Below are 26,771 nucleotides of genomic sequence, written 5' to 3' on the forward strand. Positions count from 1 at the left end.
AGGGAGGTGGCAGGTCCGTGATGCGTGGCAGCCTCGCGGGGTTGCGTTCCGTCCCCCTTCCCGGAGACACACCCATGCGCTTCACCTTCTCGCTGCCGCTCATCCCCACGGTGCTTGTCGCGCTCCTGCTGACGCTGACGGGCCATGCCCAGACGCCGGCCGGCAAGCAGACGCCGCCCGCGCACCTGACCCAGGGCACGCTGCTGCTGACCATCTTCATGCGGCATGACCAGGGCAAGACGGTGGATGAAATCAACGCCCACCTCGACCGCACTGGCTTCCGGAAGAGCTTCCCGCCCCCGGGCGTCGAAGTCGTGTCCTGGTACGTGATGATGGGCGTGGGGCAGGTCGTCACCGTGCGCCTGCCGCCCGAGAAGCTGCGCGACGTGAATCTCGCCTTCGAGAAGGGCGCGTGGGGCGCGTTCCGCACGGAGTTCTACGCCACCTACGACTACCGCCCCATCTGGGAGAAGGCGCGCGCTGGCGGCCAGTGAGGGCACCGCGGAGGAGGGCAGGGGAGCCCCGCCCTCCTACCGCTGCCTTCAGCGCTTCAGCCCGCGCTTGATGCTGGCGCAGAGCGCCTTCGCCGCGCCCGGCCCGTCCGCGTGCGCCGCGCGCACCAGCGCGCTGCCCACCACGACTCCGTCCGCGTGCGCCACCAGAGTGCGCGCCTGCTCCTCGGTGGAGATGCCGAAGCCCGCCACCACCGGCACCGGCGACGCCTTGCGCACCAGGTCCAGCCGCTGCGACAGGTCCGGCGGCAGCTCCGCCCGCATGCCCGTCACACCCGCCACGGACACGCAGTACACGAAGCCCCGCGCATCCTTCGCGATGGCCTGCGCCCGCGCCGGCGGCGTCGTCGGCGCGCACAGCGGCACCAGGTCCACCCCCGCCGCGTCGAACGAAGCCCGCAGCCCCGCGCTCTCCTCGGGGGGCAGGTCCGGGAGAATCGCTCCCGACACGCCCCGCTCGCGCGCCAGCTTCGCGAAGCGCTCCTCGCCCATGGCCATGACGACGTTGACGTACGTCATGATGACCAGCGGCGTCTCCGGGCAGCGCTTGTGCACCTCCGGCACCACCTCGTCCAGCACGCGCTTCAGCGTGGAGCCGGCCTTCAGCGCCCGCTCGGACGCGCCCTGGATGACGGGCCCGTCGGCGATGGGGTCGCTGAACGCCACGCCAATCTCCACGATGTCCGCGCCACCCTCCACCAGCGCGGTGAACACGTCCACCGAGCGCGGCAGGTCCGGGTCGCCCGCCATGGCATACGCCACCAGCGCGCCCTCGCCGCGCGCCTTCGCCCTCGCGAACGTCTTCGCAATCTCGCCGCTCACGCCTTCACCCCCACCGGCGGCGGCACGCCCCGCGCGGAAATCGTCGCCACGTCCTTGTCGCCGCGGCCCGACAGGTTGATGACCAGGTACTTCCCACGGCCCAGCTCGCGGGCCAGATCACGGCCGCGCGCGAAGGCGTGGGACGTCTCCAGCGCCGGGAGGATGCCCTCGGTGCGCGCCACCTCGTAGAAGGCCGCCAGCGCCTCGTCGTCCGTCGCCGTGCGCACCTCCATCCGCCCCGTCTTCACCAGGTGCGCCAATTCCGGCCCCACGCCCGGGTAGTCCAGGCCCGCCGAGATGCTGTGCGCCTCCTGAATCTGTCCGTCCGCGTCCTGCAGCACCAGCGAGCGCGAGCCGTGCAGCACGCCCTCCGTGCCCAGCGTCAGCGACGCGCCGTGCTGGCCCGAGTCCAGCCCGTGGCCTCCGGCCTCCACGCCCACCAGCCGCACGCCCTTGTCACCGATGAACGGGTGCAGCACGCCAATCGCATTCGAGCCGCCACCCACGCACGCGATGATGGCGTCCGGCAGCTTGCCGAAGGCCGCCTGCGCCTGCGTCCGCAGCTCCTTGCCGATGACGGCCTGGAAGTCGCGGACAATCGTCGGGTACGGGTGCGGCCCCGCCGCGCTGCCGATGACGTAGTGCGTGTCCGACACCTGCGACACCCAGGTGCGCATGGCCTCGTTCATCGCGTCCTTCAGCGTGCGCGAGCCGGACTCCACCGGCCGCACCACCGCGCCCAGCGCGCGCATGCGGAAGACGTTGAGCGACTGGCGCTCCACGTCCAGCGCGCCCATGTACACCTCGCAGGGCAGGCCGAAGAGGGCGCACGCGGTGGCCGTGGCCACGCCGTGCTGGCCCGCGCCCGTCTCCGCGATGATGCGCTTCTTCCCCATCCGCTTGGCCAGCAGCACCTGGCCCACGGTGTTGTTGATTTTGTGCGCGCCCGTGTGCGCCAGATCCTCGCGCTTGAGCCACACCTCCGCGCCGCCCCAGGACTCCGTGAGCCGGCGGGCGGGCGTCAGCGTCGTGGGCCGCCCCACGAACTCCTTCAGCACCCGCGTCACTTCCTCACCGAAGCTCGGGTCCGCGCTCGCCTTCGCGTAGGCCTCTTCCAACTCCATCAGCGCCGGCACCAGCGTCTCCGGCACGTAGCGTCCGCCGTAGCGCCCGAAGCGTCCGACGGGGGTCTCCGTGGTCATCTCTCACTCCCAGAGGTTGATGGACTTCGCGAGCCGCACGAAGGCGCGCACCGCGTCCAGGTCCTTGATGCCAGGGGCCGACTCCACCCCACTGGCCACATCCACACCGTACGGCCGCGTCGCGCGCACCGCCTCGGCCACGTTGGACGGCTTCAGGCCGCCCGCCACCAGCACCGGCACGCCGCTCCCGGAGAGCTGCGCCACCAGCGACCAGTCGAAGCCGACGCCACCGCCGCCATACCCCGGAGCCGCCCCGTCCAGCAGCAGCCCCGCCACATCTCCCACGCCGAGGTACTCACGCGCGCGCGCCACGTCCTCCGGCCCGCGCACCCGCAGGGCCTTGATGACGGGCACCCCATAGCCCGAGCACGCCGCCGGCGGCTCGTCGCCATGGAGCTGCACCACCGTGAGGCCGCACTCGCGCACCTTCGCCCGGATGTCGTCCGCGCCCGCGTTGACGAACACGCCCACCACCGCGCCCAGGGGAGGGCGGGTGGCGGCCAGCGCGGCGGCCGTGGCCACGTCCACGCAGCGCGGAGACTTCGCGTAGAAGTTGAGGCCGAGCGCGTCCGCGCCCGCCTCCCACGCCGCCTTCGCGTCCTCCAGGCGGGTGACTCCGCACACCTTCACCCGGACGCTCACGCGGACACCTCCATGCCGGGGAGACGCCTCGGTGCCCGCCGGGATTCCACCTGCCTCACCCGGACGCTCACAAGGCCTCCATGCCAGGCAGCCGCCTCGGTGCCCGTCCGGATTCCGCCTTCCTCACCCGGACGCTCACGAGGCCTCCACGCCGAGCAGCCGCCGCAGCGCCCGCCCGGGCTCCGGCTCGCGCAGGAGGGACTCGCCCACCAGCACCGAGTCCGCGCCCGCCTCCCGCGCCGCCAGCAGGTCCGCGAGCGTCTTCAGCCCGCTCTCGGCCACCAGCGCCCGGGAGCGCGAGCGCAGCCGCGGCATCACCCGCAGCGCCGTGCCCGTGTCCGTCTTCAGCGTGGCGAGGTTGCGGTTGTTGATGCCCACCAGCTCGGCGCCCGCGGCCAGCGCGCGCTCGGCGTGCGCCTCCGTGTGCGCCTCCACCAGCGCGGCCACCCGCACCTCGCGCGCGGCGACGACCATCTCCCGCAGCTCGCCGTCCTCCAGCGCGTCCGCGATGAGCAGCACCGCGTCCGCGCCCCACAGCGCGCTCTCCTCCACCTCGCGCGCGGCGACGAGGAAGTCCTTGCGCAGCACCGGCACGGATACCGCCGCCCGCACCGCCACCAGGTCTTCCAGACCGCCGCCGAAGTCCGGCCCGTCCGTCAGCACGCTGATGGCGCTGGCCCCCGCGGCCTCGTAGGCCCGGGCCACCGCCACCACGTCCGCGTGCGGAAACGCGCCGCCCGAGGGGCTCTTGCGCTTCACCTCCGCGATGACGCTCACCGGCCGCCCCGGCACCTTCGCAATCAGGGCCCCGGCGAAGTCCCGCGGCGCCGGACGCGGGCGCGGCGCCATGGGCGGACGCACGGCCAGCTCCCGGCGCTTGCGCGCCATGATGAGGTCCAGCGTCCCGGGGGCCGCTACACCTTCCCGTGGGCCCCCGCTCACGACGTGGCCCCGTGGATGAGCGCGGCGAGCTTGCTCGCGGCCGAGCCCGAGTCGATGGCGTGCTCCGCCTTCCGCACGCCCTCGCGCAGGTCCTCCGCGTGGCCCACCACCACCAGCGCCGCCGCCGCGTTGAGCAGCACCGCCGTGCGCAGCCCGGAGCGCTCGCCCTGCAACAGCGAGCGCAGCCGCTTCGCGTTCTCCTCCGCGTCGCCACCAGCAATGGCCTCGCGGGGCACCACCTCCAGCCCCGCGTCCTCCGGCGTCACCGTGAAGGTGCGGACGCTGCCGTCCTCGCGCAGCTCCGCCACCCGCGTCGGAGCGCAGGGGGAGATTTCGTCCAGGCCGTCGTCGCCGTGCACCACCCACGCGCGGCGGCTGCCCAGCCGCCCCAGCACCCGCGCCGTCTGCTCCACGCGGTTGCCATCGAAGGTGCCCAGCAGCTGGTAGCGCGCGCCGGCCGGGTTGGTCAGCGGGCCCAGCAGGTTGAACACGCTGTGGAAGCCCATGTCCCGCCGCGCCTGCGCCACGTGCTTCAGGGCACTGTGGTGCGAGGGCGCGAAGAGGAAGCCCACCCCGTGCTCGTCGATGTCCTTCGCCACGCGGTCGTGCGGGCGCTCCATGGAGACGCCCAGCGCCGCCAGCACGTCCGCGCTGCCGCAGCGGCTGGAGACGGCGCGGTTGCCGTGCTTGGCCACCGTCACCCCCGCCCCGGCGGCCACGAAGGCCACCGCGGTGGAGATGTTGAAGGTGTGCGCCCCGTCACCCCCGGTACCGCAGGTGTCGAGCACCACCTCCGCCCGGGGAGACAGCTTCGCCGCGCAGGCCCGCATGGCCTCCGCCGCGCCGAGGATTTCGTCCTCCGTCTCCCCCTTCATCTTGAGCGCCGTCGCGAGCGCGCCCACCTGGGCAGGCGACGCCTCTCCCGCGAGCATCAGGCCCATGATGCGGGCCATCTCCTCGCGGGTGAGGTCGCGCCGGCCCACGACCTTGCCCAGCGCATCTTTGAGCGTCATGGCCTACCCCAGCTGGACGACTTCGCGGCCCATCGCCTGGGCGATGGCGCGAACCTCGTGCATGGCCTTCTCGAACTCGGGGAAGTCCAACGACTGGAAGCCGTCCGACTTCGCGCACGGAGGGTTCGGGTGCACCTCGACGATGATGCCGTCGGCGCCCACCGCCGTGGCCGCCCGCATCATCGCCGGCACCGCCTTGCGCACGCCGATGCCGTGCGACGGGTCCACGAACACGGGCAGGTGCGACAGCTGCTTGAGCATGGGCACCGCGTTGAGGTCCAGCGTGTTGCGCGTCATCGTCTCGAAGGTGCGGATGCCGCGCTCGCAGAGGATGACCTGCGTGTTGCCGCGGGCGACGATGTACTCGGCCGCCATCAAGAGTTCCTTGATGGTGGCGCTGATGCCGCGCTTGAGGAGCACCGGCTTGCGGCGCTCGCCCACCGCCTCCAGGAGGCTGAAGTTCTGCATGTTGCGCGCGCCAATCTGGAGGATGTCCGTGTGCTCGCACACCGCGTCCAGCGTGGCGGTGTCCTTCACCTCGGTGGTGACGAGCAGACCCGTCTCCTTGCGCGCCTCGGCCAGCAGGGCCAGGCCGTCACCCTTGAGGCCCTGGAACTCGTAGGGGCTGGTGCGGGGCTTGAACGCGCCGCCGCGCAGCATGGTGGCGCCCGCCTTCTTCACCGCGTGGGCGGTGGACAGAATCTGCTCGCGCGACTCCACCGAGCACGGGCCGGCGATGACGTGGAACGCCGCGCCGCCAAGGGTCAGGCCCCCGAGCTGGACGACGGTGTTGTCTGGCTTCACCTCGCGGCTGACGAGCTTGAACGGCTGGGAGATGGGCACCGCGTCCGCGACGCCGGGCAGCACGCGGAAGGGCTCCGGCTCCACCGCGCCCGGGTTGCCGGTGATGCCGATGGCGGTGCGGGTTCCCCCTGGAATCGCGTGCGGTTGCCAGCCACGACGGCGGATCTCGTCGTTCACACGCTCGATGTCCTGGGCCGTCGCGTCGGGTCGCATCACGATCAACATGGGGATTCCTGCTCTCTCTCCGAGTGAAGGCACCGGAAGGATTCCGGCACCGGGCAGACAGGCTAACGGGCACGCTGACACCCTTCAGCAACAAGTGTCCGTCACCCGCAAACCCGCAATCAGTCTCCCTTGTGCCCGGGATGCAGTTCAAGCCACGGTGCCCGGTTTTCCGGTGCATGTAGGAGGGTGAGTGTCGAACCCTGATGTGATTGTCGTGGGTGCAGGGCTCGCCGGGCTGGCGTGCGCGCGGGCGCTCGTGGCCTCGCGGGTGAAGGTTCTTCTTCTGGAAGGAGGAGACGCACCCGGAGGCAGGGTTCGCACCGACGGGCATGAGGGGTTCCTTCTAGACCGTGGCTTCCAGGTGTACCTGACCGCCTACCCGGAGGGCCGGCGTTCGTTGGACCACGGAGCATTGGGCCTGCGCCGTTTCACTCCGGGCGCGAAAGTGTGGCGTGGCGGGCGGCTCCACACGGTGGCGGATCCGCTACGGCGGCCGGGGATGGCGCTGTCGCATCTCTTCGGTGAGCCGGGCACCTTCGGGGACAAGCTGCGCGTGCTGGAGCTGCGGCAGCTGTCGGTGTCCGGCGAGCTGGAGGACGTGTGGCACCGTCCGCAGCGCGCGTCGCTGCGGTACCTGCGGGAGCTGGGCTTCACGGACGAGATGCTGGAGGGCTTCCTGCGGCCGTTCTTCGCGGGCATCTTCCTGGAGCGCGAGCTGGACACGTCGAGCCGGTTCCTCGAGTTCGTCTTCCGCATGTTCGCCACGGGGGACACGACGGTGCCCGAGCGGGGCATGGGCGCCATCCCCGAGCAGCTCGCCGCGGGCCTGCCCTCGGGCACGCTGCGGATGCGCTCGCCGGTGGGGGAGGTGTGGGGCCACCGCGTGCGGCTGGCGGACGGCGAGACGATTGGCGCGAAGGCGGTGGTGGTGGCCACGGACCCCGCGAGCGCGGTGGGGCTGTTGCCCGGGATGCTCGCGCCCCGGATGAACCGCGTGACGTGCCTGTACTTCGCCGCGCCGGAGCCGCCGGTGACGGGGCCGTGGTTGGTGCTGAACGGGGAGGGCCGGGGCGTGGTGAACAACGTGGCGGTGATGAGCGAGGTGTCACCCGCCTACGCGCCCTCGGGACAGTCGCTCGTGTCGGTGTCCGTGCTGGGCGAGTGGCTGGACACCGCGGCCCTGGAGGCCCGCGTGCGCGAGGAGCTGAGCGGCTGGTTCGGCACGGCGGTGTCCGCGTGGCGGCACCTGCGCACGTATGTCATTCCGCGCGCGCTCCCCTCTCAGCTCCCCGAGGCGCTGGAGCCACCGCGCCGCCCGGTGCGGCTGTCTCCGGGGCTGTATGTTTGTGGAGATCACCGCGACAATGCCTCCATCGACGGAGCCCTGGGCTCCGGCCGGCGCGCGGCGGAGGCCGTGCTCTTCGACTTGGGGCGCTGAATGAGACCGACCCGCATCGCCGTGTTCCTCCTGGGCGCCGCCCTGACGTTGGCCGGCTGCAGGTCGTCCGCGACTCCACAGACGCCCGCCGCCGCGCCGGATGCTGGAGGCTCGGAGCGGCCGGGACTCCAGCCGGTGTCCGCGTTCGACGGCATCTCCGACAGGACGGCTCGCTCCGTCGCGCTCTTCGTCGAGGCCGGACGGGTGATTGCGCATCCTCGCTGCGTCAACTGCCACCCCGCGGATGGCGTGCCCCGGCAGGGAATGGAGCAGCGGCTCCACGTGCCGAAGGTGCAGGGCGGCGCGGACGGCCACGGGACGGCGGGCCTGCCCTGCACCGGGTGCCACCAGCAGGCCAATACGCAGCTGGTGGGCGCGACACTCCGGAGCATCCCCGGCAATCCGAAGTGGGCGCTGGCGCCCGCGGAGATGGCGTGGGTGGGCAAATCCCTGGGTGAGATCTGCGAGCAGCTCAAGGACCCGAAGCGCAATGGCGGCAAGTCCCTGGAGCAGCTCCATCACCACATGGCCGAGGACGTGCTCGTCGGCTGGGGCTGGGACCCGGGGCCGGGCCTCCAGCCCGTTCCTGGCACCCAGGCCCAGCTCGGCGCGCTCATCCGGGCGTGGATGGACACCGGCGCCGCGTGCCCCAGGCCCTGAGCGAGGTTCCAGGCATCAGGGGCCAGGGGCCTCGCTCGCGTGGTCAGTCAGGCTGGTAGACAGCGTGGAGCGAGAACCCCGGCGCTCGCAATCGCTGGGCTGCATCACCAAGGGGCATTGTCAGACACAAGTCTGACCATGTCATCCATGATCGCCTGTCGGAGATCCAGGAGATCATCACTGGATGGATCTTCAATCCTCCGGATTGCATCATGGCTGGCGCCAGTCCTATCAATCACCTTCCACTCGGGCCCCCCGCCATGCTGGCCGTACTCCGTGTACTGATTGCAAGCCTCCTTCAGGCCACGAGTGCGCAGCAAGAACTTGAGGTATCTATCAACCGTCTGTCGATTGGCTGAGCATGTATTCCCGAAGGAGATCGCCTCCTTCAGGGTGGAGAATTGCAGAACGGAAAAGTGCTCATCCTTCGATAGATCCGTGAATTTGGACATAAGACGCTCTGCGGTCAGAACATGCCGTTGGGGCTGCTCGTCTTCTGGGGATTCATTCGCGACGCACCGAACGCGGCACCTGCGCGGCGAATCGGAAACCTGATTTCACCTTGATTAATGGTTGGTCAAGCTTTCCAGTCAGGTAGCACTGGCCTGTTCCTGACGTCAATGCGGTGCCAGTCGTCCAGACGAGCACCCTGGCGCGGAGGGCAAGCTGCCGACAGCTCGTAGCCTGGGCCATGGCGTCTACGTGGCGCCTGGCGGCCCCTGGGCTGCTCTGCAAGCAAGAGCGTTGCGTGACTGTCTCTAGCCCTGCTTGCCTGAAGCGGCCAGTCGCTCTGGCGTGAGCGGCAGGTCGCGCACCCGCACGCCTGTCGCATCGAAGACGGCGTTGGCCAGGGCCGCGGCCGTGGGGCCCTGGGCGGCCTCGCCCGCGCCGAGGAATGGCTCTCCGGGCCGGTCGATGAGCGCGACGTCCACGGGTGGCACCTCCGAGAAGGTGAGGATGGGGTAGGTGCTCCAGTCGCGCGAGAGCACGCGGCGCGCGTCGTACCGGACCGCCTCCTTCAGGCTCCAGCTCAGCGACTGGATGAGTCCGCCCTCGAGCTGGTTGACGAGCCCGTCCGGATTCACCACCTCGCCCGCGTCGGCGGCCAGCACGGCGCGGAGGACGCGCACGGCGCGCGTCTTCGGGTCGACGGAGACTTCCACGCAGACGGCGCAGTAGCTCGCGAGGTTCTTGTAGCGGGCGAAGCCGATGCCGCGCCCACGTCCCGGCGGGCGCGGGGCGGGCGACCAGCCGAAGCGCTCCGCGGCCTTCAGGATGACGGCCCTGGCCCGGGCGTCCTGGAGCTGGCGGAGCCGGAAGTCGACCGGGTCCGCGCCCGCCGCGTGCGCCAGCTCGTCCATGAAGGACTCGATGGCGAAGACGTTGCCATACGCGCCGAGCGCTCGCATGGAGGAGACCCGCAGCGGCATCCGCGGCACGAAGTGGGTGGTCACCTTCCGGCCCGGAAAGGCATACAGCGGAATGGCGTTGCGGTCGGCGGCGTAGCTCGGCGGTCCTCCATTCCGCGGGACGGGCATGCGGAAGGGCGACGCCCGGGAGCGGCCCGCCAGCAGGTTGCCGGGGTTTCCTCCGGGGCGCGTGCCATGAGGCATGGACCAGAGCTCGTAATCCCAGTCGAGCACGTCGCCCCGGTCGCTCACCCCGGCGCGCACCTTCATCACCATCGCCGAGCCATAGGGCTCGCACGCATGTTCGTCCTCGCGGGACCACTGCACACGGACGGCGCGGCCCGGCAGCGCGTGCGCCAGGAGCGCGGCATCCGCGGCGGCATCATCCGCGCCGTTGTGTCCGTAGCAGCCCGAGCCTTGAAGATGCCGGCCATGCACCTTGTCCGTCGGCAGGCGAAGCATCCTCGCGATGGCCTCCGTGGTGTCGAAGATGCTCTGGCTGTGGCTGTGGACCGTGAGGACGTCGCCGTCCCACTCCGCCACCGCGCACGACGGGCCAATGGCTCCGTGCATCTGGTAGGGCCGGCGGTAGCGCGCCTCCACGGTGCGCGCCGAGGCCTCGTCCGTCGGACGTGGGGTGTCCTCGATGACGGTGTCCTGCGTGGGCTGCTCCAGCAGCCAGGCGTGCACGTCCACGGGCAAGGCCTCCTGCTCGCGCCAGCGGGCGGTCTCCGCGAGGCTCGCGGCGGCCTTGATGGCCAGCCACTCGCGGGTCGCGATGACGGCCAGGAAGTCCCCGTCGCGCACCACCTTCAGCACGCCCGGCAGGCCCTCCACGCGCGCCGTGTCCACCTCGACGAGGCTCGCTCCCGGGGAGGGCGCCCGGACGACGCGGCCGTGCACCAGCGTGTCGGAGCGGAAGTCCTGCACGAAGACGGGCTCGCCCATCACCTTGGCCGGCAGGTCCACGCGGGGCACCGGACGGCCGATGTAGCGGCGCTCGCCAGGGGGCTTGGGGGACACGGTGCCGGTGGCCTCCCGGTTGAGCGACTTGCCCCCCATGAGGCTCCAGTAGGTGACGGAGCGTCCGCCGGGCGCGGTGATGAGCCCATCCTTGACGCGCAGCCGCGACGCCTTCACGCCCAGGTGCTGGCCGGCCATCTCCAGCAGCAGGGCCCGGGCCTCGGCGGCGGCATGGCGCACCGCCGTGCCGCTCTCGGGCATGGACATGCTGCCGGCCGTGGTGCCCTCGTCCGGCGAGCGCACCGTGTCACCGGAGACGAGGGTCAGCCGTGAGAAGTCGACGTCCAGCTCGTCCGCGCAAATCTGTCCCAGCGCCGTCAGCACGCCCTGGCCGAGCTCCACCTTGCCCGTCTTCAGGGTGACGACGCCGTCCGCGCTGATTTCGAGCCACGCGTCGAGCCGCGGGTGGGCCCGCAGGCTTCTCGGCAGCCCTCCGGGACGCGGTGCCGCGCCGAGCGCGTGCGGCCCCATCAGCGAGAAGGCCAGCACCAGCGAGCCCTTGAGCACGGTGCGGCGGTCCACGGGCGTGCTCATTTCGCCAGCTCCGCCGCGGCACGCTGGATGGCGCGCACGATGCGGTTGTGCGAACCGCACCGGCACAGGTTGGCGTCCAGCGCGGTGCGAATCTCCGCCTCGGAGGGGCGGGGCTTCTCCCGCAGCAGCGCCGCCGCCGCCATCAGCATGCCGGGGATGCAGTAGGCGCACTGGCCCGCCTGCTCGGCCAGGAAGGCCTTCTGAAGGGGATGCGGTGCCCCATCGGGAGCCCGGAGGCCCTCCAGCGTGGTCAGCTCCCGGCCGCCGAGGCGTGCCGCCGGAACGACGCAGGAGCGCAGCGAGGTCCCGTTGCTCAGGACGGTGCACGCGCCGCACTGGCCGACACCGCAGCCGTACTTCGCGCCGTTGAGTCCCAGCTCGTCCCGCAGCACGTACAGCAGGGGCGTGTCTTCCGGGACGTCGACGGTGTGGGCCCTGCCATTGACTTTCAGCGTGAAGGACATGGAACGCGCTCCTCTCCGGGCAGCGTACCGCGCTCCGAGGCATGATGCCGGTCCCATGTCCCAGCTCACTCTCAAGCTTCGCGACCTGAACAGCTCCATGGTGATGGCGTGGCGCCGGGCCTTCCTCCACTGCGAAGGCGTGGAGGTTTCCGGCGGCGACATCTTCGACGAGCGCGCGGATGCCATCGTCAGTCCGGCCAACAGCTTCGGCTACATGGATGGCGGCATCGACCTCGTCTACAGCCAGTACTTCGGCTGGGACCTCCAGCGGCGGCTCCAGGAATTGCTTCGCCAGGAGCACCACGGCGAGCTGCCCGTGGGCTCGGCGGTCATCATCGAGACCCGCCACGCGGAGATACCCTGGCTGGTGAGCGCCCCCACCATGCGCATCCCCATGGCCGTGCCCGACACGGTGAATGCCTGGCTGGCCTTCCGAGCCACGCTGCGCGCCGTGTTGGCGCACAACGCGGCGAATCCCTCGAAGCCCATCCGCAGTCTCCTGTGCCCCGGGCTGTGCACCGCCGTGGGCCGGATGCCGCCCGAGCGCGCCGCGCGGCAGATGCGCCATGCGTGGAACGTCGTCGTCCTCGGCGAGCCCTGGCCTCCGGCGACGCCCGGAAAGACGCTCCAGTCCCACTTCGACCTCATCGGGTGAGCCGCTCCTCGCGCGGTGTGTCAATCCCTCTCAGGTCGGGGACAAAAAGAAATCTGCTGTATTCTTGTAATTCAATGTTGTTTGGCGTCACCATGGTCCTCCCACGCCGTTTCGCCGAGGGGGTCCCATGGTTGAGAAGCGATTACGCGGTGCGCTGGGCCTTTCGTTGCTGTCATTGCTGACGGGTGCCTGCACCGAGGCCACGCCTCCCGGGAAGAGTGCCCGGGACGCGGAGGTCCGGAAGGCGTCCTCCTCCCTGGCGGAGGGCCTCCAGGTGGTGGCCACCGACTCGGGCGCCGTCCCCACCTTCATCACCGGCCCGCTGGGTGCAGTCCCGACGGGGGCCGAGGAGGTCCGCTCCCTCCAGGCGGAGCAGCTGTTGCCGGTGCTGGCGCGGGTGGCGCCGCTGTTCCGGCTGGCGCCGTCGCAGCTCTACCTGAAGAAGGCCTATGTCGGCTTCGACGGGGACGCGCACTTCCGCTACGGCGTGCGATTGAATGGCGTCGACGTGCTGGGCGCGGAGCTGCGCCTGCACGCGCGCGACGGTGCCGTCTTCGCCGCCAACACCAACGCTCGCGGAGACCTGCCCGCGCCGGAGCGGCCCGCCGTCACCGCCGAGGCCGCGGCCACCGCGGCGCGGGAGGACAAGGCGTCTCCCTCGGGGGCCACCGTGCACGGCGAGCCCCATCTCGTCTACTGGCGCGAGGGCAACGAGCTGGTGCTCGCGTACGAGGTCCGCGTCCAGGGCACGGGAGAGGACGGCGCGCCGGTGGATGACTCGGTGCTCGTCAACGCGCGGACGGGAGACGCGTTCCTGCACCTGGCCCACGTCCACTCCGCGCTGTACCGCCGGGTCTCCGACGGGAATGGCGGGCCGGGACGCATCGAGGGCTCGCCCCCTGTGGCCAACCCGCTGGTCAACATCGCCTATGACCACCTGGGCTCCGTCTACCAGTGCTACAGCAGCCTCTACGGACGCGACTCGTATGACGGCGCGGGCGCGCACCTCGTCAGCACCGTGTCGCGGGGCTCGCTCACGAATGCCTTCTGGAATGGCACGCAGCTCGTCCTGTCCGCGGGAGAGGGCGTGACGGACCTCCAGCTCTCCCGGGCCGTGGATGTGATGGCGCACGAGGTGACGCACGGCGTGACGGACCACTCGTCGGGCCTCATCTACTCGGGTGAGTCCGGCGGCCTGAACGAGTCCATCTCCGACATCTTCGGCGCCGTGTGCGAGTGGTACAGCAAGGGCAAGGTGGTGGACGCCAACACGTGGCTCTTCGCCGAGGACATCTGGACGCCGGACATCCCCGGTGACGCCCTGCGGTACATGCACGACCCCAAGCTGGATGGCGTCTCGCTGGACCGCTACGGCGATTACGCCTCGGGCACGGACGTGCACTACAGCTCGGGCATCTCCAACCTGGCCTTCTACCTGCTGTCGCAGGGCGGGGTGCATCCGCGCATTCCCAGCCAGACGCCCGTCGTGGGCATCGGCATCGAGAAGGCCGCGAGCATCTTCTACAAGGCCAACGTGGACCTGCTGCTGCCATCGTCCACGTTCGAGCAGGCGAAGCTCGCCACCGAGCAGGCCGCGCACCAGCTCGGCTACGACTCGGCGACCATGACCTCGGTCACCCGCTCATGGTGGGCCGTGCAGGTGGGCCTGCCCACCATCCCGCCGCCCCTGCCCGTGCTGGAGAAGGACATCGCCGTCGAGGTCTCTGGTTCCAGGGGAGCGAAACAGTACTTCGATGCGCCGGTGCCCGAAGGCGCAAGGAACCTGCGGTTCACCCTCTCGGGAGGCACGGGGGACGCGGATATGTACGTGCGGTTCAACCTGTCCCCGACGACCACGCTCTACGATTGCCGCCCCTACAAGACAGGTAACGAGGAGGAGTGCCTCTTCCCGGCTCCGGCCCACGGCCACTGGTACGTGATGCTCAACGGCTACTCGGCCTATGCCGGCGCGACGCTGAAGGTGACCTGGGAAGGGGGCTACGTGCCCATCGAGCCCGGCGTGGCCGTCACGGGTCTGTCCGGAGGCCCGGGCTCGTCACGCGTGTTCACGCTCCAGGTGCCGCCGGAGTTCGAGGACGGTGGTGGCCGGAACGTCCACGTGCGGCTCCAGGGTGCGGGCAACGCGGACCTGTATGTGCGGCGCGGCGCGGCCCCCAGCTTCTTCGAATACGACTGTCGCGGCCTGAAGGAGCACAGCACGGAGAACTGCAACCTGAACGACTTCGAGCCGGGCCGGTTCTTCATCGAGGTCTTCGGCGCGAAGGAGGGCTACTCGGACGGCTCGCTGCTCGTGACCTACGACTGAGTCTTCGCTGATGGCGCGAGGCCCGCCCGTCTCATCGAGAGGGGCGGGCCCGCGCGTGGGCTCACGGAAGCGGCGAGGCGGCGTGCCCCGACGGAGGCCCGGCCGGATGGCCCGGGGGCGGCATGGGCTCCACGCGCGCCATGCCCTGGAACGAGCCGGGCTCGCGGCCGTCACCGGGCAGCGTCGACAGCTTCAGCGAGAAGATGTTGCGCCCGCGCAGGGCCACCTCGCGCTGCTCCACCAGCTCGCGCACGGGCACTTCCACCGTGCCCATCAGCTCGCCGCCGCGCGGGTCGTCCGAGTACACATTGAAGATGACGCGCTGCTCGTCGAAGGCGTTGGACAGGGTGACGAACTCGGAGTCGTAGCGGGTGTAGACGCCGCCGCGCGCGGGCGTCGTCAGCCGGGTGCCGTCCGCGAGCAGCGCCTCCACGCGGAGCTGGGGACGGTTCTCGTCGGGAATGGCCATGGCCATCTCCATCACCGTCTCCGTCAGGCCACGGCGCTCGGCCATCTGGGTCAGCCGCTGGGCCAGCCGGCTGAAGATGGGGTTGGCCACGCCGACCCAGGCATTGCCGTCCGGACGGACGGGCGACACCATCACCGAGCGCACGGCGATGCGGTACGGCCTCAGCTCCACGCGGTCCAGCTGCTGCGCCGCGTAGCCGTCATCCTGGCCGGTGTGCAGGGCGCTGCGGAAACCGTCCGCGGACCCCGTCCAGTCGCGGTTGGCGAGCTGCTGCTCGGCGCGGAGCATGTGGCTGACGTACTGCTCCAGCGGCGCGGCCCGGCCGCCCTGGCGCATGCCCAGCGCCGCGCGGTAGCGGTCCTGCGCGAACGCCCAGTCGTGCCGCGCGCGGGCGGCGTCGCCCTCCTGGGCCAGCCGCTCGTACTCCGCGGTGACGAACTGCTCGTACTCGGCGGCGATGCCCTGGGCCCAGCCGGCCTGCGAGGCGTCCAGCCCGGCGACGAGCTGCGCCAGCTCGTGGGCCGCGATGAGGTTGTGCTCCTTGCGGAAGCCGTCCGCGCGGGCGCGGCCGCTGGTGACGATGAGGCGCCGCGTCTCCTCGCCCCGGGTGCGCACCTCGGGGGCCTGCGACAGCCCGGTGGCGCGCTCCATCAGGTCGACGGCCTCGCGGAACTGGCCGCGCTGCGCCTGCTCGGTGGCGAGCTGGAGCTGGTTCATCGCGACGCGGGTCGCCGCGCGGGCGCGGAAGGCGGCGAGCTCCGCGTTGCCTCCGTCCACGGAGAGCGCGAAGTCGGACTCCCCGAGCGCGCAGTTCCAGTCCTCCACCTGGGCGCAGGCCTGCGCGCGCTTCTGCGCGTCCTCCAGCGCCTGCTCCCGGGCCTGGTTGTACTTCGACTTCAGCTCCGGACTGTCGGGGTCATTCGCCAGCGCCTGGCGGTACGCCGAGTACGCGCCCTTCCAGTCGCCCACGGCGGCCGCGCGGTCTCCAGCCTTCTCGTGGCCCGCGCACGCGGCCAGCATGACGGCCGCCATCAGTCCAAGCACCACTCGCTTCATGTCGGGGAACTCCATTGAGAGGCCGTCGAGGATATCCGATACCTCGGGAGTTGGCAGCGGCGCCCCTGAGTCGATGACCACCCAGGAGCCGCCGCCGGCCACGCGCGGAGTGCGGGGCGGGGCGCACGAGGCTCGCGTGGGGATTCACCTCATTGGACTTCTCCAATGCATTTGCAACCAAATTACATGTGTTGCTTATGCTGTTTGGGAATGGAAGCATGCTTCGCGGGACAGGCGCCGTCCGGCGCGCCTCTCGATGCAACCGTGTTGATTCTCATTGGAAGGAAAGAGGAGTCGAATGTCCGCATCGCGTTTCATGAAGGCGTGTCTTGTCGTGGGCTCGGCGGTTCTCGTCGCGTGTGGCACGGACCTTGAGGCTCCGCTCCCGGAGCAGGAGGCTCCAGGGGCTGTCGACGGTGTTCGGGCTGAGACGGTCGACTGCATGCTCCTGGAGCACCACTTCATGAATCCGGGGGCGTGCATGCCGGTGGAGTACTTCAAGCAGGCTGCCGCCGAGCATTGCAACAGGGTGGGCCTGTGGACGGGGAACTATGTGTTTCCCCAGGCGCAGAACCAGGCCTGCGGCTGCACGACTGGCGCCTGCTACTTCGGTTATAGCTGCTGCATGGAGTGGAAGTGACGGTTCCGCGCTGATTCGGTGCAGCGCGCACGGCGAGCGGCCAGGCCCATGGCGGCCGCTCGCGCCTCACGTCTGGACGTAGGGCTGTCCACCCCGGCAGCGCCCCCGCATGCACGCGCGCGCGGGACATCCGCTTCGAAGTGGGGGAGGACATGGTGGAGCAGCCTGACAGGCGAGAGACCCTGGAACAGCGAATCCGTGAGCTGTGCGACGAGGGCGACGTGGGACGCGCCGTGGAGGTGGCCCTGTCCGGCTATGGGGGGGAGTTCATGCGGCTGATGACCTCCCTCCTGCGTGACACGGAGCGGGCCCGCGAGGCCTACGCCATCTTCAGCGAGACGCTGTTGATGGACCTGCCGTCCTTCCGCTGGGAGAGCTCCTTCCGGACGTGGTCCCATCGCGTGGCGCGCAACGTCGCCTACCGGCTCGCCGCCGCGCCCTCCCGGCGCGAGGTGCCGGTGAGCCAGGGCGCGTTCGTCCAGCAGCGGCATCACGAATGGTCCCGCACGCACCCCTGGCTGCGGACGGACGTGAAGGAGCGCATCCGCGCGCTGCGCTCCCGCCTGGAGCCTCGCGAGCAGATGCTCCTGGAGCTGCGCATCGACCGGCGCATGTCCTGGACGGACGTGGCGCGGCGGCTCGGAGGAACGAACGAGCTGTCGACCCCCGACTCCCTCGCCCGGAGGGCCGCCGTGCTTCGCCAGCAGTTCCAGCGCATCAAGTCCCGCCTGCGCGCGCTCGCTCGCGAGGCCGAGCTGCTGTCTCGGGAGTCCTCCACCTGACAGCGGGGTTCAGTGTCGGGTTCTGCCGCGGCCCTTGGCGGGGGGGCGGACCAGGAGGACGTCGCAGCCGGCTTCGCGAACCACGTCCGTCGCCACGCTCCCGAGCAGGACGCGCGACAGGCTGGAGCGCGCCAGGGTGCCGAGCGCGAGCAGGTCCGCCCGATGCCGGCGCGCTTCCTTCAAGATGATGGAGCGCGGGCTGCCGTGCTCGAGGGCCTGATGGTAGCTCAGGTCCATGGCATCCAGGTGCCGGTGAAGCGGATGGAGCTTGCGCAGCGCGGCCTCCTTGAACTGTTCCCGGTACCGCGCGCGCTCCTCGAGCGTCAGCCCGGGGAAGACGATGTACTCCAGCGGCGACTCGTACGCGTGGATGAGCCGCAGCGAGGTGCGCGGCGTCAGCAGGGCGGGCAGGAAGCTCGCGACGTGCCGCGACGTCTTGTCGGTGTCCACGGCCACCAGGGGATGGCGGTACCCGTCCTCCACCAGTCCGTGGACCACGAGCACCGGGGACGGGCCGTACTGGATGACGTGCTCGGCGGTGGAGCCCAGGAACAGGTCCCGGAGGGGCCGGCGGCCATGCCGGCCCAGGACGATCAGGTCCGCGCCGGCCGAACGGGCCTGGCGCAAGAGGGTGGGGGCCGGCTTCCCGAACACGAGCCGCGCTTCGACGGAGGCGCTGGAGCCAGCGGCGTGAAGCGAGGCGTGGAGCTCCTGCGCGACGACCGCCAGCGTCCTGCTCGCCCGCTCCCGGGCCTGCTTCACGAACTCCTTGGGCGCCCGTCCCGGCAGCGCGTGCAGCAGGATGACGGTCGCCTTCGTGGCGAGCGGCAGGCGGGCCGTCCGCTCCACGGCGCGCGCTCCGGCAGGTGAGAAGTCGGTGGCGACGAGCACCGTCCGGAGGCGCGACGGGGAAGGTCTCCGCGAGAGGGCCATTCCGTAAGATAGACAACCGCTGCCCCGCGCAGAGGTTCCGCGCTTTGGCTGCTGGGCTGCCTGCCGTGGGCCGCGGCTCGCCTCGCGGAGCCTCCTGCCGGCGGTGCTGGCCGGACTCCGTGTGACGCGGTGGGCCGCATTCACATCCGGCGCGGCCCTGCCCTGAGTCTCCACGGTGAACCATCCGAGGAGACGCGGGGGAATGAGCGACGATTCGGTGCCGGACGCGGGCCTGCCACCCCACCTGCGTCCCTTCGCGCGCAGCACGCGGTTCCAACTGCTGGGCCGCCTGGGCGAGGGAGGCATGGGCACCGTCTACCGCGTCCATGACCGCGAGCTGCGGCGGGACGTGGCGCTCAAGGTGATGCGGCACGCGGGGCCGTCCTCGCTCCATGCGCTCAAGCGCGAGTTCCGCTCCCGCGCCGGGCTCAGCCACCCCAACCTCGTCCAGCTCCACGACCTCATCGTCGGCGAGGACTACTGCTGCTTCAGCATGGAGCTGGTGGACGGCGTGGACTTCCTGCGCTGGGTGCGCCCGGAGTCTCCGTGCGCGAGGAGGACGGCGGCTCCGCTTCCGCCCGAGGCCCTCGCGCGCCTGCGCGCCGTGCTGGCGCAGCTCGTCCGGGGCCTGCGCGCGCTCCATGCATCCGGACTCGTGCACCGCGACATCAAGCCGTCCAACGTGCTCGTCGCGCCGGAGGGGCGGGTCGTCATCGTCGACTTCGGGCTGGCCACGGAGCTCCACGAGCGGCTCCCCGCGCGGGGCGGCGCCTCCGGTGGCGGGACGCTGCCGTACATGGCCCCCGAGCAGCTCCGGGGCGGGCCGCTCACTCCGGCCTCGGACCTGTACGCCGTGGGGCTCGTGCTGTACGAGGCGCTCACCGGCCTGCGCCCCTTCCGGAACGAGACCGGCTTCTTCCTGACGGGCGACGCGGAGCGGCTCCTCCAGCGCAGACTCTCCGAGCCCCCGCCCGACCCGAGGGCGCTCGTCCCCGGCATCCCGGACGATCTGGCGGAGCTGACCCTGTCGCTGCTGTCCCCCGAGCCCGGAGCGCGGCCGGACGCGGACGCGCTGCTGGCCCGGCTGGCATCGGCCGGCCCCCCCGGTGAGGATGGGTCCTGGCGCGACGAGCCGCTCTTCGTGCCCCCGAAGTCGTCCTTCGTGGGCCGCGCCGCCGAGCTGGAGGTGCTGGACGACGCGCTCCGGTGTGTCTCGCGGCGCGGGCAGCAGCTCACCGTCCACGTCCACGGCCCGTCCGGCATCGGCAAGTCCACGCTGCTGCGCGAGTTCCTCCGGCGCCAGGGCGAGCTGCTCGTCCTGCGGGGCCGCTGCCATCCGCGTGAGGCCGTGGCCTACCCGTCGCTGGACCCCATCATCGACGCGCTGGCGGCGCACCTCTCCACGCTCCGGGACGAGGCCCTCACATCGCTCGTTCCGGAGCACGCGCATGCCCTCGTGAGGCTGTTCCCCGTGCTGGGCCGCGTGTCCGCGCTCCGGGGCGCGCCGGTGCCCGCGGCGCTGCCCGAGGACGTGGAGCTGCGCAGGCTGGGCATCGAGGCCCTGAGGGAGCTGCTCACCCGGCTCGCGCGCGGGGGGCCGCTGGTGGTGTGGATGGATGATGCGCACTGGGGAGACGCCGACTCGTCCCGGCTGGTGGAGCAGCTCCTGCGAGAGCCCGAGCCGCCCGCGCTCCTCCTCGTGCTCACCTACCGGAGTGGGGACGGTGGCTGCCCGAGCTCGGGAAGCCGGCCGGACCTGCCGAAAGAGCGCGTGCGGTTGCTGCCCCTGGGGCCGCTCGCCGCGGGAGAGGTGCGCGTGCTCGCGCGGCGGTTGCTGGAGGGCACGCCCGTGAGCGACGAGGTGGTGCGCTCGCTCGCCACGCAGTCCGGGGGCAGCCCGTTCGTGGTGGGCGAGGCGGCCCGGTACCTCGCGTCCGTCGTCAGCCACGGCGAGGCCGTGGAGGCCGGAGCGCCGTTGGAGCTCCACCGGCTGCTGGCCGAGCGGCTCCGGGTGCTCCCTCCCTTGCAGCGCGCGCTGGTGGAGCTGGCCGCGGTGGCGGGGGTGCCCGTTCCCCGCGACGTGCTGCTGGCCGGAGCCGGGCTGGACCCGGGAGGACGGACGCTCGTCTCCGCGCTGTGTGATGCGTCGCTGCTGCGGCTGGCGGGCGGGGAGCGCGCGGAGGCCGTGACGACCTACCACGACTGCACGCGCGAGGCGGCGCTCGCCCGGCTCGGGGACGCGACGCGCGCGCGGCGGCACCGGGCGTTGGCGGAGGCGCTGGAGCACGCGGGCTCGGACAACCTGGAGCTGCTCATGGCCCAGTGGCTGGGCGCGGGCGAGCCGGTGCGCGCGGGAGGCTACGCGGTCCGCGCCGCCGACCGCGCCGCCCATGCGCTGGCCTTCGACCATGCCGCGCGGCTCTACGAGCAGGGGCTCGCGCTGCTGGGGGACGCGGGGGAACGGGCGGCGCTCCTGGAGCGGCGGGGCGACGTGCTCGCCAGCCTGGGTCGCCGGGTGGACGCGGCGGACTGCTACCTGAAGGCCGCGGAGGCGATGGGCGGTGCGAAGGCCGAGCCGGTGCGCGCCCTGCGCCGCCGCGCCGCGGAGCAGTTCATCCAGTGCGGCCGGGTGGAAGAGGGCTGGCGGCTCTTGCGCGCGGTGCTGGAGGAGGTGGGCGTGCCCGTGCCGCGCACCCGCCGGCACGCGATGCTGTCCGCCGTCTGGAGCCGGCTGCGCTTCGTCGAGACGCACCGCGAGCCGCGACCCCGCGCGCACAGCCAGGTGCCCGCGGCGGAGCGGCCGAGGCTGGAGGCGCTGTGGACGGCGGCCACCAGCCTCGCGCAGGTGGACGCCGTGCTCGCGGACGCGTTCCGCATGAGGTACCTGCGGCGCGTCCTGGAAGTGGGAGACGCGTCGTCCGTGTGCCGGGCGCTCGCCTTCGAGGCCGCCCTGGAGGCGCACCTCCAGGGCGGGTGGATGGACAAGCATTGCCGGAAGCTGCTCGGCCAGGTGGAGCGGCTGGCGCGCTGGACGCTGGACGCGCGGGACGAGGGCTGGTCGCTGCTGGCCCAGGCCACGCGGGCCTTCACCCACGGCCAGTGGCGCGAGGCGGTGCGCGTGTGCGAGCGCGGCGAGGCCATCCTCCGCGAGCGGTGCACCGGCGTCTGCTGGGAGCTGGACATGTTCGCCGCCCACCACCACGGCGCGCTGGCCCTGCGCGGCGAGTTGCGGCGGCTCGGCGCGCGGCTGGAGTGCTTCCTGGAGGACTCCACGCGGCGTGGCGACATCTTCGGAATCATCGAGAGCTGCCTGGGCGACTGCCTCCTGCCGTGGCTCGCGAGGGGCCAGGGCTCCCGGGCCTGGAGGCTGGCGGAGCCGGCGGTGGAGTCGCTGGCGCGGGGTTCCGGCAGAGGGAGGGATTGGAACGACGTCTCCCAGGTGGGGCCCGCCCGGCGCGCCAGCTATTGCCTGCTGCTGGCCCACGTCCACTCGGCGCTGTACGAGGGCCAGCCGTGGCGGGCGTGGCGGGAGGTGCGGGCGCGGTGGGACGGCCTGTACCGCGCCACCCCGTCACTGCGCTTCTACGACGCGCACGTCCGGCACGCGCGGGCGCGCGCGGCACTGGCCGCGGCGGAGCGGCTCGAGGCGGGGCAGGCACCGCCCGTGGAGGTGGAGGCGCGCTGGACACGGCGGGCGCTGCTGGCGGACGCGCGCGTCCAGGCCCGGCGCATCGGCCATGAGCCCCTGCCGATGGCGGCGCCCCTCTCCGCGCTGGTGCGCGCGGGCGTGGCCCGGCTGGAGGGAGACGTGGACGCGGCGAGGACGCTGCTGGCGCAGGCCCTGGTGGGCTTCGGCCGCGCGGACATGGCGCTCCACCGCGAAGTCACCCGGTACGCCCTGGGTGCGCTGACGGAAGGGCCCGAGGCCGCGGCGCACGTGGAGCTGGCCGAGGCGTGGATGGAGGACCAGGGCGTGGTGGACACGCGCGCGCTCGTGGCCACGCTGGCGCCCGGCCTCGGCATTCAGGCCGCTCCAAATCTCGCCGCATGTCTGTAATTGCGAGGCCAGATGTGGGGTCAGGCGGGACTGACCTGACAGCCTGTTTCCCGAAGGGCGAGAAGCCTGACAGGAGGTATTTGCGTCAGGAAAAGGAAGTTCGCCTTTGCTGGTTATTCTGGTATCGGGCTCGGTTCGCTCATCGTCCCCTTGGGGGCGAGTTCAGGAGACATCATGCTCTACAACGCGTTCGAGCCTGGACTTCAGATACTCGGGCAGGCCCTGTACACGATTGCGGATGGCTTTGGCGCCTTCCGCAGCATCGCCGCGCAGTACTTCCTCGCCGAGGGCGTGGGGTCACAGAACCCGGACGGCACCCTCAAGCTGGACCTTGGCGCGTGGTACCCCGTGGAGGCGGAGCTGCGGGTGATGCGCAAGGTGGAGCAGGAATTGGGCTCGCTCATCATCTTCAACGCGGGGAAGAAGATTCCAGAGAACGCCGCGTTCCCGCCGTCGGCGGACATCCACACGGGGCTGGCCGCCATCGACATCGCGTACCACATGAACCACGGGAAGAACGGGCGGCCCCTGTTCGATCCGGCCACCGGCCGCAAGTCGAATGGCATCGGCAGCCTCGCCTACCGGCCGTCGGCCACCGGCAACGGCGGCGTGCTCACGGCCCACACCTTCTACCCGGACGAGTTCATCCGCGGGCTCATCGTCGCCATGGCGGCGAAGTTCAAGCCCCAGGTGCGCGTGCAGGTGGACCCGTCGCAGCCGAGCATCTCCAAGGGCGGCGAGACGACGACCTGGCTCATCTCCTGGTAGCGCGTCGCCGTCCCGCCGTGTCGGGGTGGGTGCGTGAAACGGGCCGGGGGGACTACAGGTCCGGTGGCGGTCCCGGCTAGGCTGCGGGGAGACTTCCTTCCGGACCCTTCAACCCATGAGTGACTCTTCGCCCGCTGCCGCGACTCCCTACCGTCCGGACCTGGACTGGATTCGTTTCGTCGCCATCATCCTGGTGCACGTGCACCACGTGGGGCTCATCTACGGGCCCTTCAATTGGATTGTGAAGAGCCCTATCGAGCTGACCTCGCTCAAGGGCCCCATCCTCGCGGCCGGGCAGGTGCGGCTGCCGTTGCTGCTGCTCATCTCCGGCGTGGCCACGGCCTACGCGTTCCGCCAGCGCACGGTGGGAGGGCTGTTGGGAGACCGCGCCAAGCGGCTGCTGATTCCGCTGGTGTTCGGCATCTTCTTCATCACCCCGCCGCAAATCTATATCGAGCGGCTCATCCAGGGGCGCTTCCAGGGCAGCTACCTGGAGTTCTGGCCCTCCGTGCTGGAGTTCGTCCCCTGGCCGGCGGGGAGCCTGAGCTGGCACCACCTGTGGCTGCTCTGCTACCTGTTCCTCTACAACGTGGTGCTGCTGCCGCTGTACGCGTGGCTGCGCACCGCCAGCGGGGAGCGCTTCTGCACGTGGGTGGAGGGGTGGCTGGTGCGCGGGGTGAACCTGTGGCTGCTGTTCCTGCCGCCCGCGCTCAACCGACTGTGGCTGTACGACTACCCGCCGAACATGGCGCTGGTGAATGACTACTGGCTGTTCAACCACCTGCTGCTGTTCTTCATCATCGGCAACTTCTTCGGGCGCAGCCCGCGCGTGTGGGAGCACCTGGTGGAGAAGCGCAAGGTGCTGACGGTGGTGGCGGCCGTCACCTGCACCGTGGCGTTCCTGCCCATCCCGATGACGCGGGTGCCGCAGACGCTCGTCACCTACCTGGCCGGGTGGTGCTTCATGCTGGCGGCGCTCGCCTGGGCGCGCACGCTCGTCACCACCACGAGCGCGTGGCTGAAGTACGCGCGCGACAGGGCGTTCCCGTTCTACATCCTCCACGAGATGGTGCTGGTGGTGATGGCCTACCCGCTCCTGAAGCTGCCGCTGGGCGGGTGGACGAGCTTCACGCTGGTGCTCGTGTCGACGATTCTGGGCACGTGGGCGCTGACGGAGGTCTTCTTCCAGGTGCCCTTCCTGCGGCCCCTCGTCGGCCTGAAGTTCCGCCGCACGCGCCGGGAGGCGCCCGCCGAGCCGCGGCCGGCGATGAGCCCTCCGGCTGTCTGAGAAGCCGGAGGGGGCCGGAGCGAGGCCGGACGGCGCTCGCTCCGGGGGAGGCCCGCGTCAGCTCGCCTGCGTGGAGGCGGGCGGCTGCGGGGCCGCGGGCTCCTGCACCGGCGTCTGGGCCACGGCGCCGTTGGTGGACGCCTGCGACGCGGCCTGGCCGGCCACCTGCGTCAGCAGCGCCGTCATGCGGCGCGCGAAGCGGTTCGGGTCGGAGATGGTGCTGCCCTCGGTGAGCAGCGCCTGGTCGTGCAAGAGCTCAATCCACTCCGTCACCTGCGCCGCGTCCGGCTGCTGCTCATTCACCGCCTTCAGGTGGGTGATGACGGGGTGGTTGGGGTTCACCTCCAGGATGCGCTTGACGCGCGGCATGCCCACGCCCTTGCCCCGCTGCGCGAGCAGCCGCTCCAGGTAGGCCGGCGAGCCGCCCTCGGGCACCACGAGGCACACCGGCGAGTCCGTCAGCCGGTCCGACACGCGCACCTCGCGCACCGAGTCATTCAGCACGTCCTTCATCTTCGAGGTGAGCGACTTCAGCCCCTCGGCGCGCTGCTCCTGCTCCTTCTTCTGCTCGTCCGTGGACTGCAGCTTCAGGTCCGACTGGAGCGCGGACACCAGCGGCTTGCCCTGGAACTCACGCAGGCCCTGCGCGGCCCACTCGTCCACCGGGTCCGTCATGTAGAGCACCTCGAAGCCGCGCTGCTTCAGCGCCTCCAGGTGCGGGCTGTCCGCCACCGCCTGCCGGGACTCGCCGTAGATGTAATAGATGGCCTCCTGGCCCTCCTTCATCCGCGACACGTAGTCCGCCAGCGAGGTGAGCCCCTCCTCGCGCGAGCTCTCGTAGCGCAACAGGCCGCCAATCTTGTCCTTGTTCTCGGACTCGATGGCCAGCCCCTCCTTCACCACGGTGCCAAACGACTTCCAGAACTCGCGGTAGTCCTCGGGCTTGTCCTTGGCCAGCTTCTCCAGGAGCTCCAGCGACTTCTTCACCACGTGCTTGCGGATGGCGCGCACCACCTGCGAGTCCTGCAGCAGCTCACGCGACACGTTCAGCGGCAGGTCGTCCGAGTCGATGACGCCGCGCACGAAGCGCAGCCACTGCGGCACCAGCTCCTCGCAGCGGTCCATGATGAAGACGCGCTTGACGAACAGCCGCACCCCGCGCTGCTGCTGGGCGTTGAGGTCGAACGGCGGGTGCTTGGGCACGAAGAGCAGGCCGGTGAACTGCTGGTTGCCGTCCGTGCGGAAGTGGGTCCACGCCAGCGGCGCTTCCCAGTCATGCGTCAGGTGCTTGTAGAACTCCTGGTACTGCTCGTCCGTGATTTCGGACTTGGAGCGCTGCCACAGGGCGCTGGCCTTGTTGACGACCTCCAGGGCCGTCTCCGTCTTCGCGTCGTCCCCCGTCCCGGTGGTCTTCTTCACCTGGAGCTTGATGGGGTGGCCCACGTAGTCCGAGTACTGCGTAATCAGCGTGCGCAGCCGGTACTCCTCGAGGAACTCCTTCTGGTCCTCCTTGAGGTGGAGGGTGACGGCCGTGCCGCGCGTCGCCCGCTCGGCGGGCTCCACGGTGAAGGAGCCCTTGGCCTCGGAAATCCACTTCCAGGCCTTCGGGGCCTTGCCGGGGGCGCGGCTGACGACCTCCACCCGGTCCGCCACGAGGTACGCGCTGTAGAAGCCCACGCCGAACTGGCCGATGAGCTGCACGTCCTTCTGGCCGCCGCCGCGCTGGGCCAGCGTCTCGAGGAACTCGCGCGAGCCGGAGTGGGCGATGGTGCCCAGGTTCTTCACCAGCTCGTCATGCGTCATGCCGATGCCGGTGTCCTCGATGGTGAGGGTGCCCTTGTCGGCGTCGGGGATGACGCGCAGCTCCAGGGCGGGCTCGTCCGCCAGCAGCTCGGGCTCGGTGATGGAGCGGAAGCGCAGCTTGTCGAGCGCGTCGGACGCGTTCGACACCAGCTCGCGGAGGAAGATCTCCTTGTGGCTGTAGAGCGAGTTGATGACCAGGCTGAGGAGCTGGTTGATCTCCGCCTGGAAGGCATGGGTTTCCCGCTGGGGGGAAGTCTCGACGGTCATGTGGAAAAGGCCTCCGGGCGCTCCATGGAGCGCGAGC

21 protein-coding genes are annotated in these 26,771 nt (G+C 71.0%); 10 read left to right on the top strand and 11 right to left on the bottom strand.

All coding sequences use genetic code 11. The annotated features are described in order from the left end of the window. The first annotated feature begins 74 nt into the window (after nt 1-74). A complete protein-coding gene (locus tag HG543_RS10810) occupies nt 75-494 on the top strand; it encodes a hypothetical protein (protein ID WP_169344634.1) in 420 nt (139 codons plus the stop codon). Between the two features lie 48 nt (nt 495-542). On the opposite strand, the gene trpA is transcribed toward HG543_RS10810, so the two are convergent. The 6 genes from trpA to aroF form a co-directional block, all read right to left on the bottom strand. Beyond that, on the bottom strand, nt 543-1,334 hold the full coding sequence (gene trpA / locus HG543_RS10815; protein WP_169344635.1) for a tryptophan synthase subunit alpha: 792 nt from the start codon (nt 1,332-1,334) through the stop codon (nt 543-545). Continuing rightward, nucleotides 1,331-2,536, bottom strand: coding sequence for a tryptophan synthase subunit beta (gene trpB, locus HG543_RS10820; protein WP_169344636.1), 1,206 nt, complete (start codon nt 2,534-2,536; stop codon nt 1,331-1,333). Before trpB ends, trpA begins: the two co-directional genes overlap by 4 nt. A 3-nt stretch (nt 2,537-2,539) precedes the next feature. Next, a complete protein-coding gene (locus HG543_RS10825; protein WP_169344637.1) occupies nt 2,540-3,178 on the bottom strand; it encodes a phosphoribosylanthranilate isomerase in 639 nt (212 codons plus the stop codon). Nucleotides 3,179-3,313: 135 nt separating this feature from the next. After that, nucleotides 3,314-4,066, bottom strand: a complete 753-nt coding sequence (locus tag HG543_RS10830; RefSeq protein WP_169344638.1) for an indole-3-glycerol phosphate synthase TrpC — start codon at nt 4,064-4,066, stop codon at nt 3,314-3,316. 50 nt (nt 4,067-4,116) lie between these two features. Beyond that, nucleotides 4,117-5,133: an anthranilate phosphoribosyltransferase gene (gene trpD, locus HG543_RS10835; protein WP_169344639.1), complete on the bottom strand. Its 1,017-nt coding sequence runs from the start codon at nt 5,131-5,133 to the stop codon at nt 4,117-4,119. Nucleotides 5,134-5,136: 3 nt separating this feature from the next. After that, nucleotides 5,137-6,162, bottom strand: a complete 1,026-nt coding sequence (gene aroF / locus HG543_RS10840) for a 3-deoxy-7-phosphoheptulonate synthase (protein WP_169344640.1) — start codon at nt 6,160-6,162, stop codon at nt 5,137-5,139. A 190-nt stretch (nt 6,163-6,352) separates the two neighbouring features. Between aroF and HG543_RS10845 the strand changes: the two genes are divergently transcribed. After that, nucleotides 6,353-7,600, top strand: a complete 1,248-nt coding sequence (locus HG543_RS10845) for an FAD-dependent oxidoreductase (protein ID WP_169344641.1) — start codon at nt 6,353-6,355, stop codon at nt 7,598-7,600. Further along, nucleotides 7,601-8,260 carry an Isoquinoline 1-oxidoreductase subunit gene (locus tag HG543_RS10850; protein ID WP_169344642.1) on the top strand — a complete coding sequence of 220 codons (660 nt, stop codon included), beginning with the start codon at nt 7,601-7,603 and terminating at the stop codon, nt 8,258-8,260. It begins immediately after the preceding gene. Nucleotides 8,261-9,018: 758 nt separating this feature from the next. Here HG543_RS10850 and HG543_RS10855 read toward each other — a convergent pair. Beyond that, entirely contained in the window at nt 9,019-11,226 is a 2,208-nt protein-coding gene (locus HG543_RS10855; protein WP_169344643.1) for a xanthine dehydrogenase family protein molybdopterin-binding subunit, read from the bottom strand. Further along, entirely contained in the window at nt 11,223-11,690 is a 468-nt protein-coding gene (locus tag HG543_RS10860) for a (2Fe-2S)-binding protein (RefSeq protein WP_169344644.1), read from the bottom strand. The genes HG543_RS10855 and HG543_RS10860 overlap by 4 nt, the downstream gene beginning before the upstream one ends. 55 nt (nt 11,691-11,745) lie before the next feature. On the opposite strand from HG543_RS10860, the gene HG543_RS10865 reads away from it, so the two are divergent. Next, nucleotides 11,746-12,345, top strand: a complete 600-nt coding sequence (locus tag HG543_RS10865) for a macro domain-containing protein (protein ID WP_169344645.1) — start codon at nt 11,746-11,748, stop codon at nt 12,343-12,345. 127 nt (nt 12,346-12,472) lie between these two features. After that, on the top strand, nt 12,473-14,671 hold the full coding sequence (locus HG543_RS10870; protein WP_169344646.1) for a M4 family metallopeptidase: 2,199 nt from the start codon (nt 12,473-12,475) through the stop codon (nt 14,669-14,671). Nucleotides 14,672-14,732: 61 nt separating this feature from the next. On the opposite strand, the gene HG543_RS10875 is transcribed toward HG543_RS10870, so the two are convergent. Further along, the gene (locus HG543_RS10875; protein ID WP_169344647.1) at nt 14,733-16,196 is read right to left on the bottom strand and encodes a hypothetical protein; all 1,464 of its coding nucleotides are present in this window, start codon (nt 16,194-16,196) and stop codon (nt 14,733-14,735) included. A 298-nt stretch (nt 16,197-16,494) separates the two neighbouring features. Between HG543_RS10875 and HG543_RS10880 the strand changes: the two genes are divergently transcribed. Together HG543_RS10880 and HG543_RS10885 are read left to right on the top strand one after the other, a co-directional pair. Next, nucleotides 16,495-16,836, top strand: coding sequence for a hypothetical protein (locus HG543_RS10880; RefSeq protein WP_169344648.1), 342 nt, complete (start codon nt 16,495-16,497; stop codon nt 16,834-16,836). 152 nt (nt 16,837-16,988) lie between these two features. Continuing rightward, nucleotides 16,989-17,618 carry an RNA polymerase sigma factor gene (locus tag HG543_RS10885; protein WP_169344649.1) on the top strand — a complete coding sequence of 210 codons (630 nt, stop codon included), beginning with the start codon at nt 16,989-16,991 and terminating at the stop codon, nt 17,616-17,618. A 9-nt stretch (nt 17,619-17,627) separates the two neighbouring features. On the opposite strand, the gene HG543_RS10890 is transcribed toward HG543_RS10885, so the two are convergent. Continuing rightward, nucleotides 17,628-18,551: a universal stress protein gene (locus HG543_RS10890; RefSeq protein ID WP_169344650.1), complete on the bottom strand. Its 924-nt coding sequence runs from the start codon at nt 18,549-18,551 to the stop codon at nt 17,628-17,630. Between the two features lie 202 nt (nt 18,552-18,753). On the opposite strand from HG543_RS10890, the gene HG543_RS10895 reads away from it, so the two are divergent. From HG543_RS10895 to HG543_RS10905, 3 genes are all read left to right on the top strand, one after another. Beyond that, nucleotides 18,754-22,608: a serine/threonine-protein kinase gene (locus HG543_RS10895; protein ID WP_169344651.1), complete on the top strand. Its 3,855-nt coding sequence runs from the start codon at nt 18,754-18,756 to the stop codon at nt 22,606-22,608. Nucleotides 22,609-22,782: 174 nt separating this feature from the next. Beyond that, nucleotides 22,783-23,376: a hypothetical protein gene (locus HG543_RS10900; RefSeq protein ID WP_169344652.1), complete on the top strand. Its 594-nt coding sequence runs from the start codon at nt 22,783-22,785 to the stop codon at nt 23,374-23,376. A 115-nt stretch (nt 23,377-23,491) separates the two neighbouring features. Next, nucleotides 23,492-24,664: an acyltransferase family protein gene (locus HG543_RS10905; protein ID WP_169344653.1), complete on the top strand. Its 1,173-nt coding sequence runs from the start codon at nt 23,492-23,494 to the stop codon at nt 24,662-24,664. A gap of 57 nt (nt 24,665-24,721) precedes the next feature. On the opposite strand, the gene htpG is transcribed toward HG543_RS10905, so the two are convergent. After that, nucleotides 24,722-26,734: a molecular chaperone HtpG gene (gene htpG / locus HG543_RS10910; RefSeq protein ID WP_246356909.1), complete on the bottom strand. Its 2,013-nt coding sequence runs from the start codon at nt 26,732-26,734 to the stop codon at nt 24,722-24,724. Between the last annotated feature and the right edge of the window lie 37 nt (nt 26,735-26,771).

The sequence above is a fragment of the Pyxidicoccus fallax genome, assembly GCF_012933655.1.
GTDB classification, from domain to species: domain Bacteria; phylum Myxococcota; class Myxococcia; order Myxococcales; family Myxococcaceae; genus Myxococcus; species Myxococcus fallax.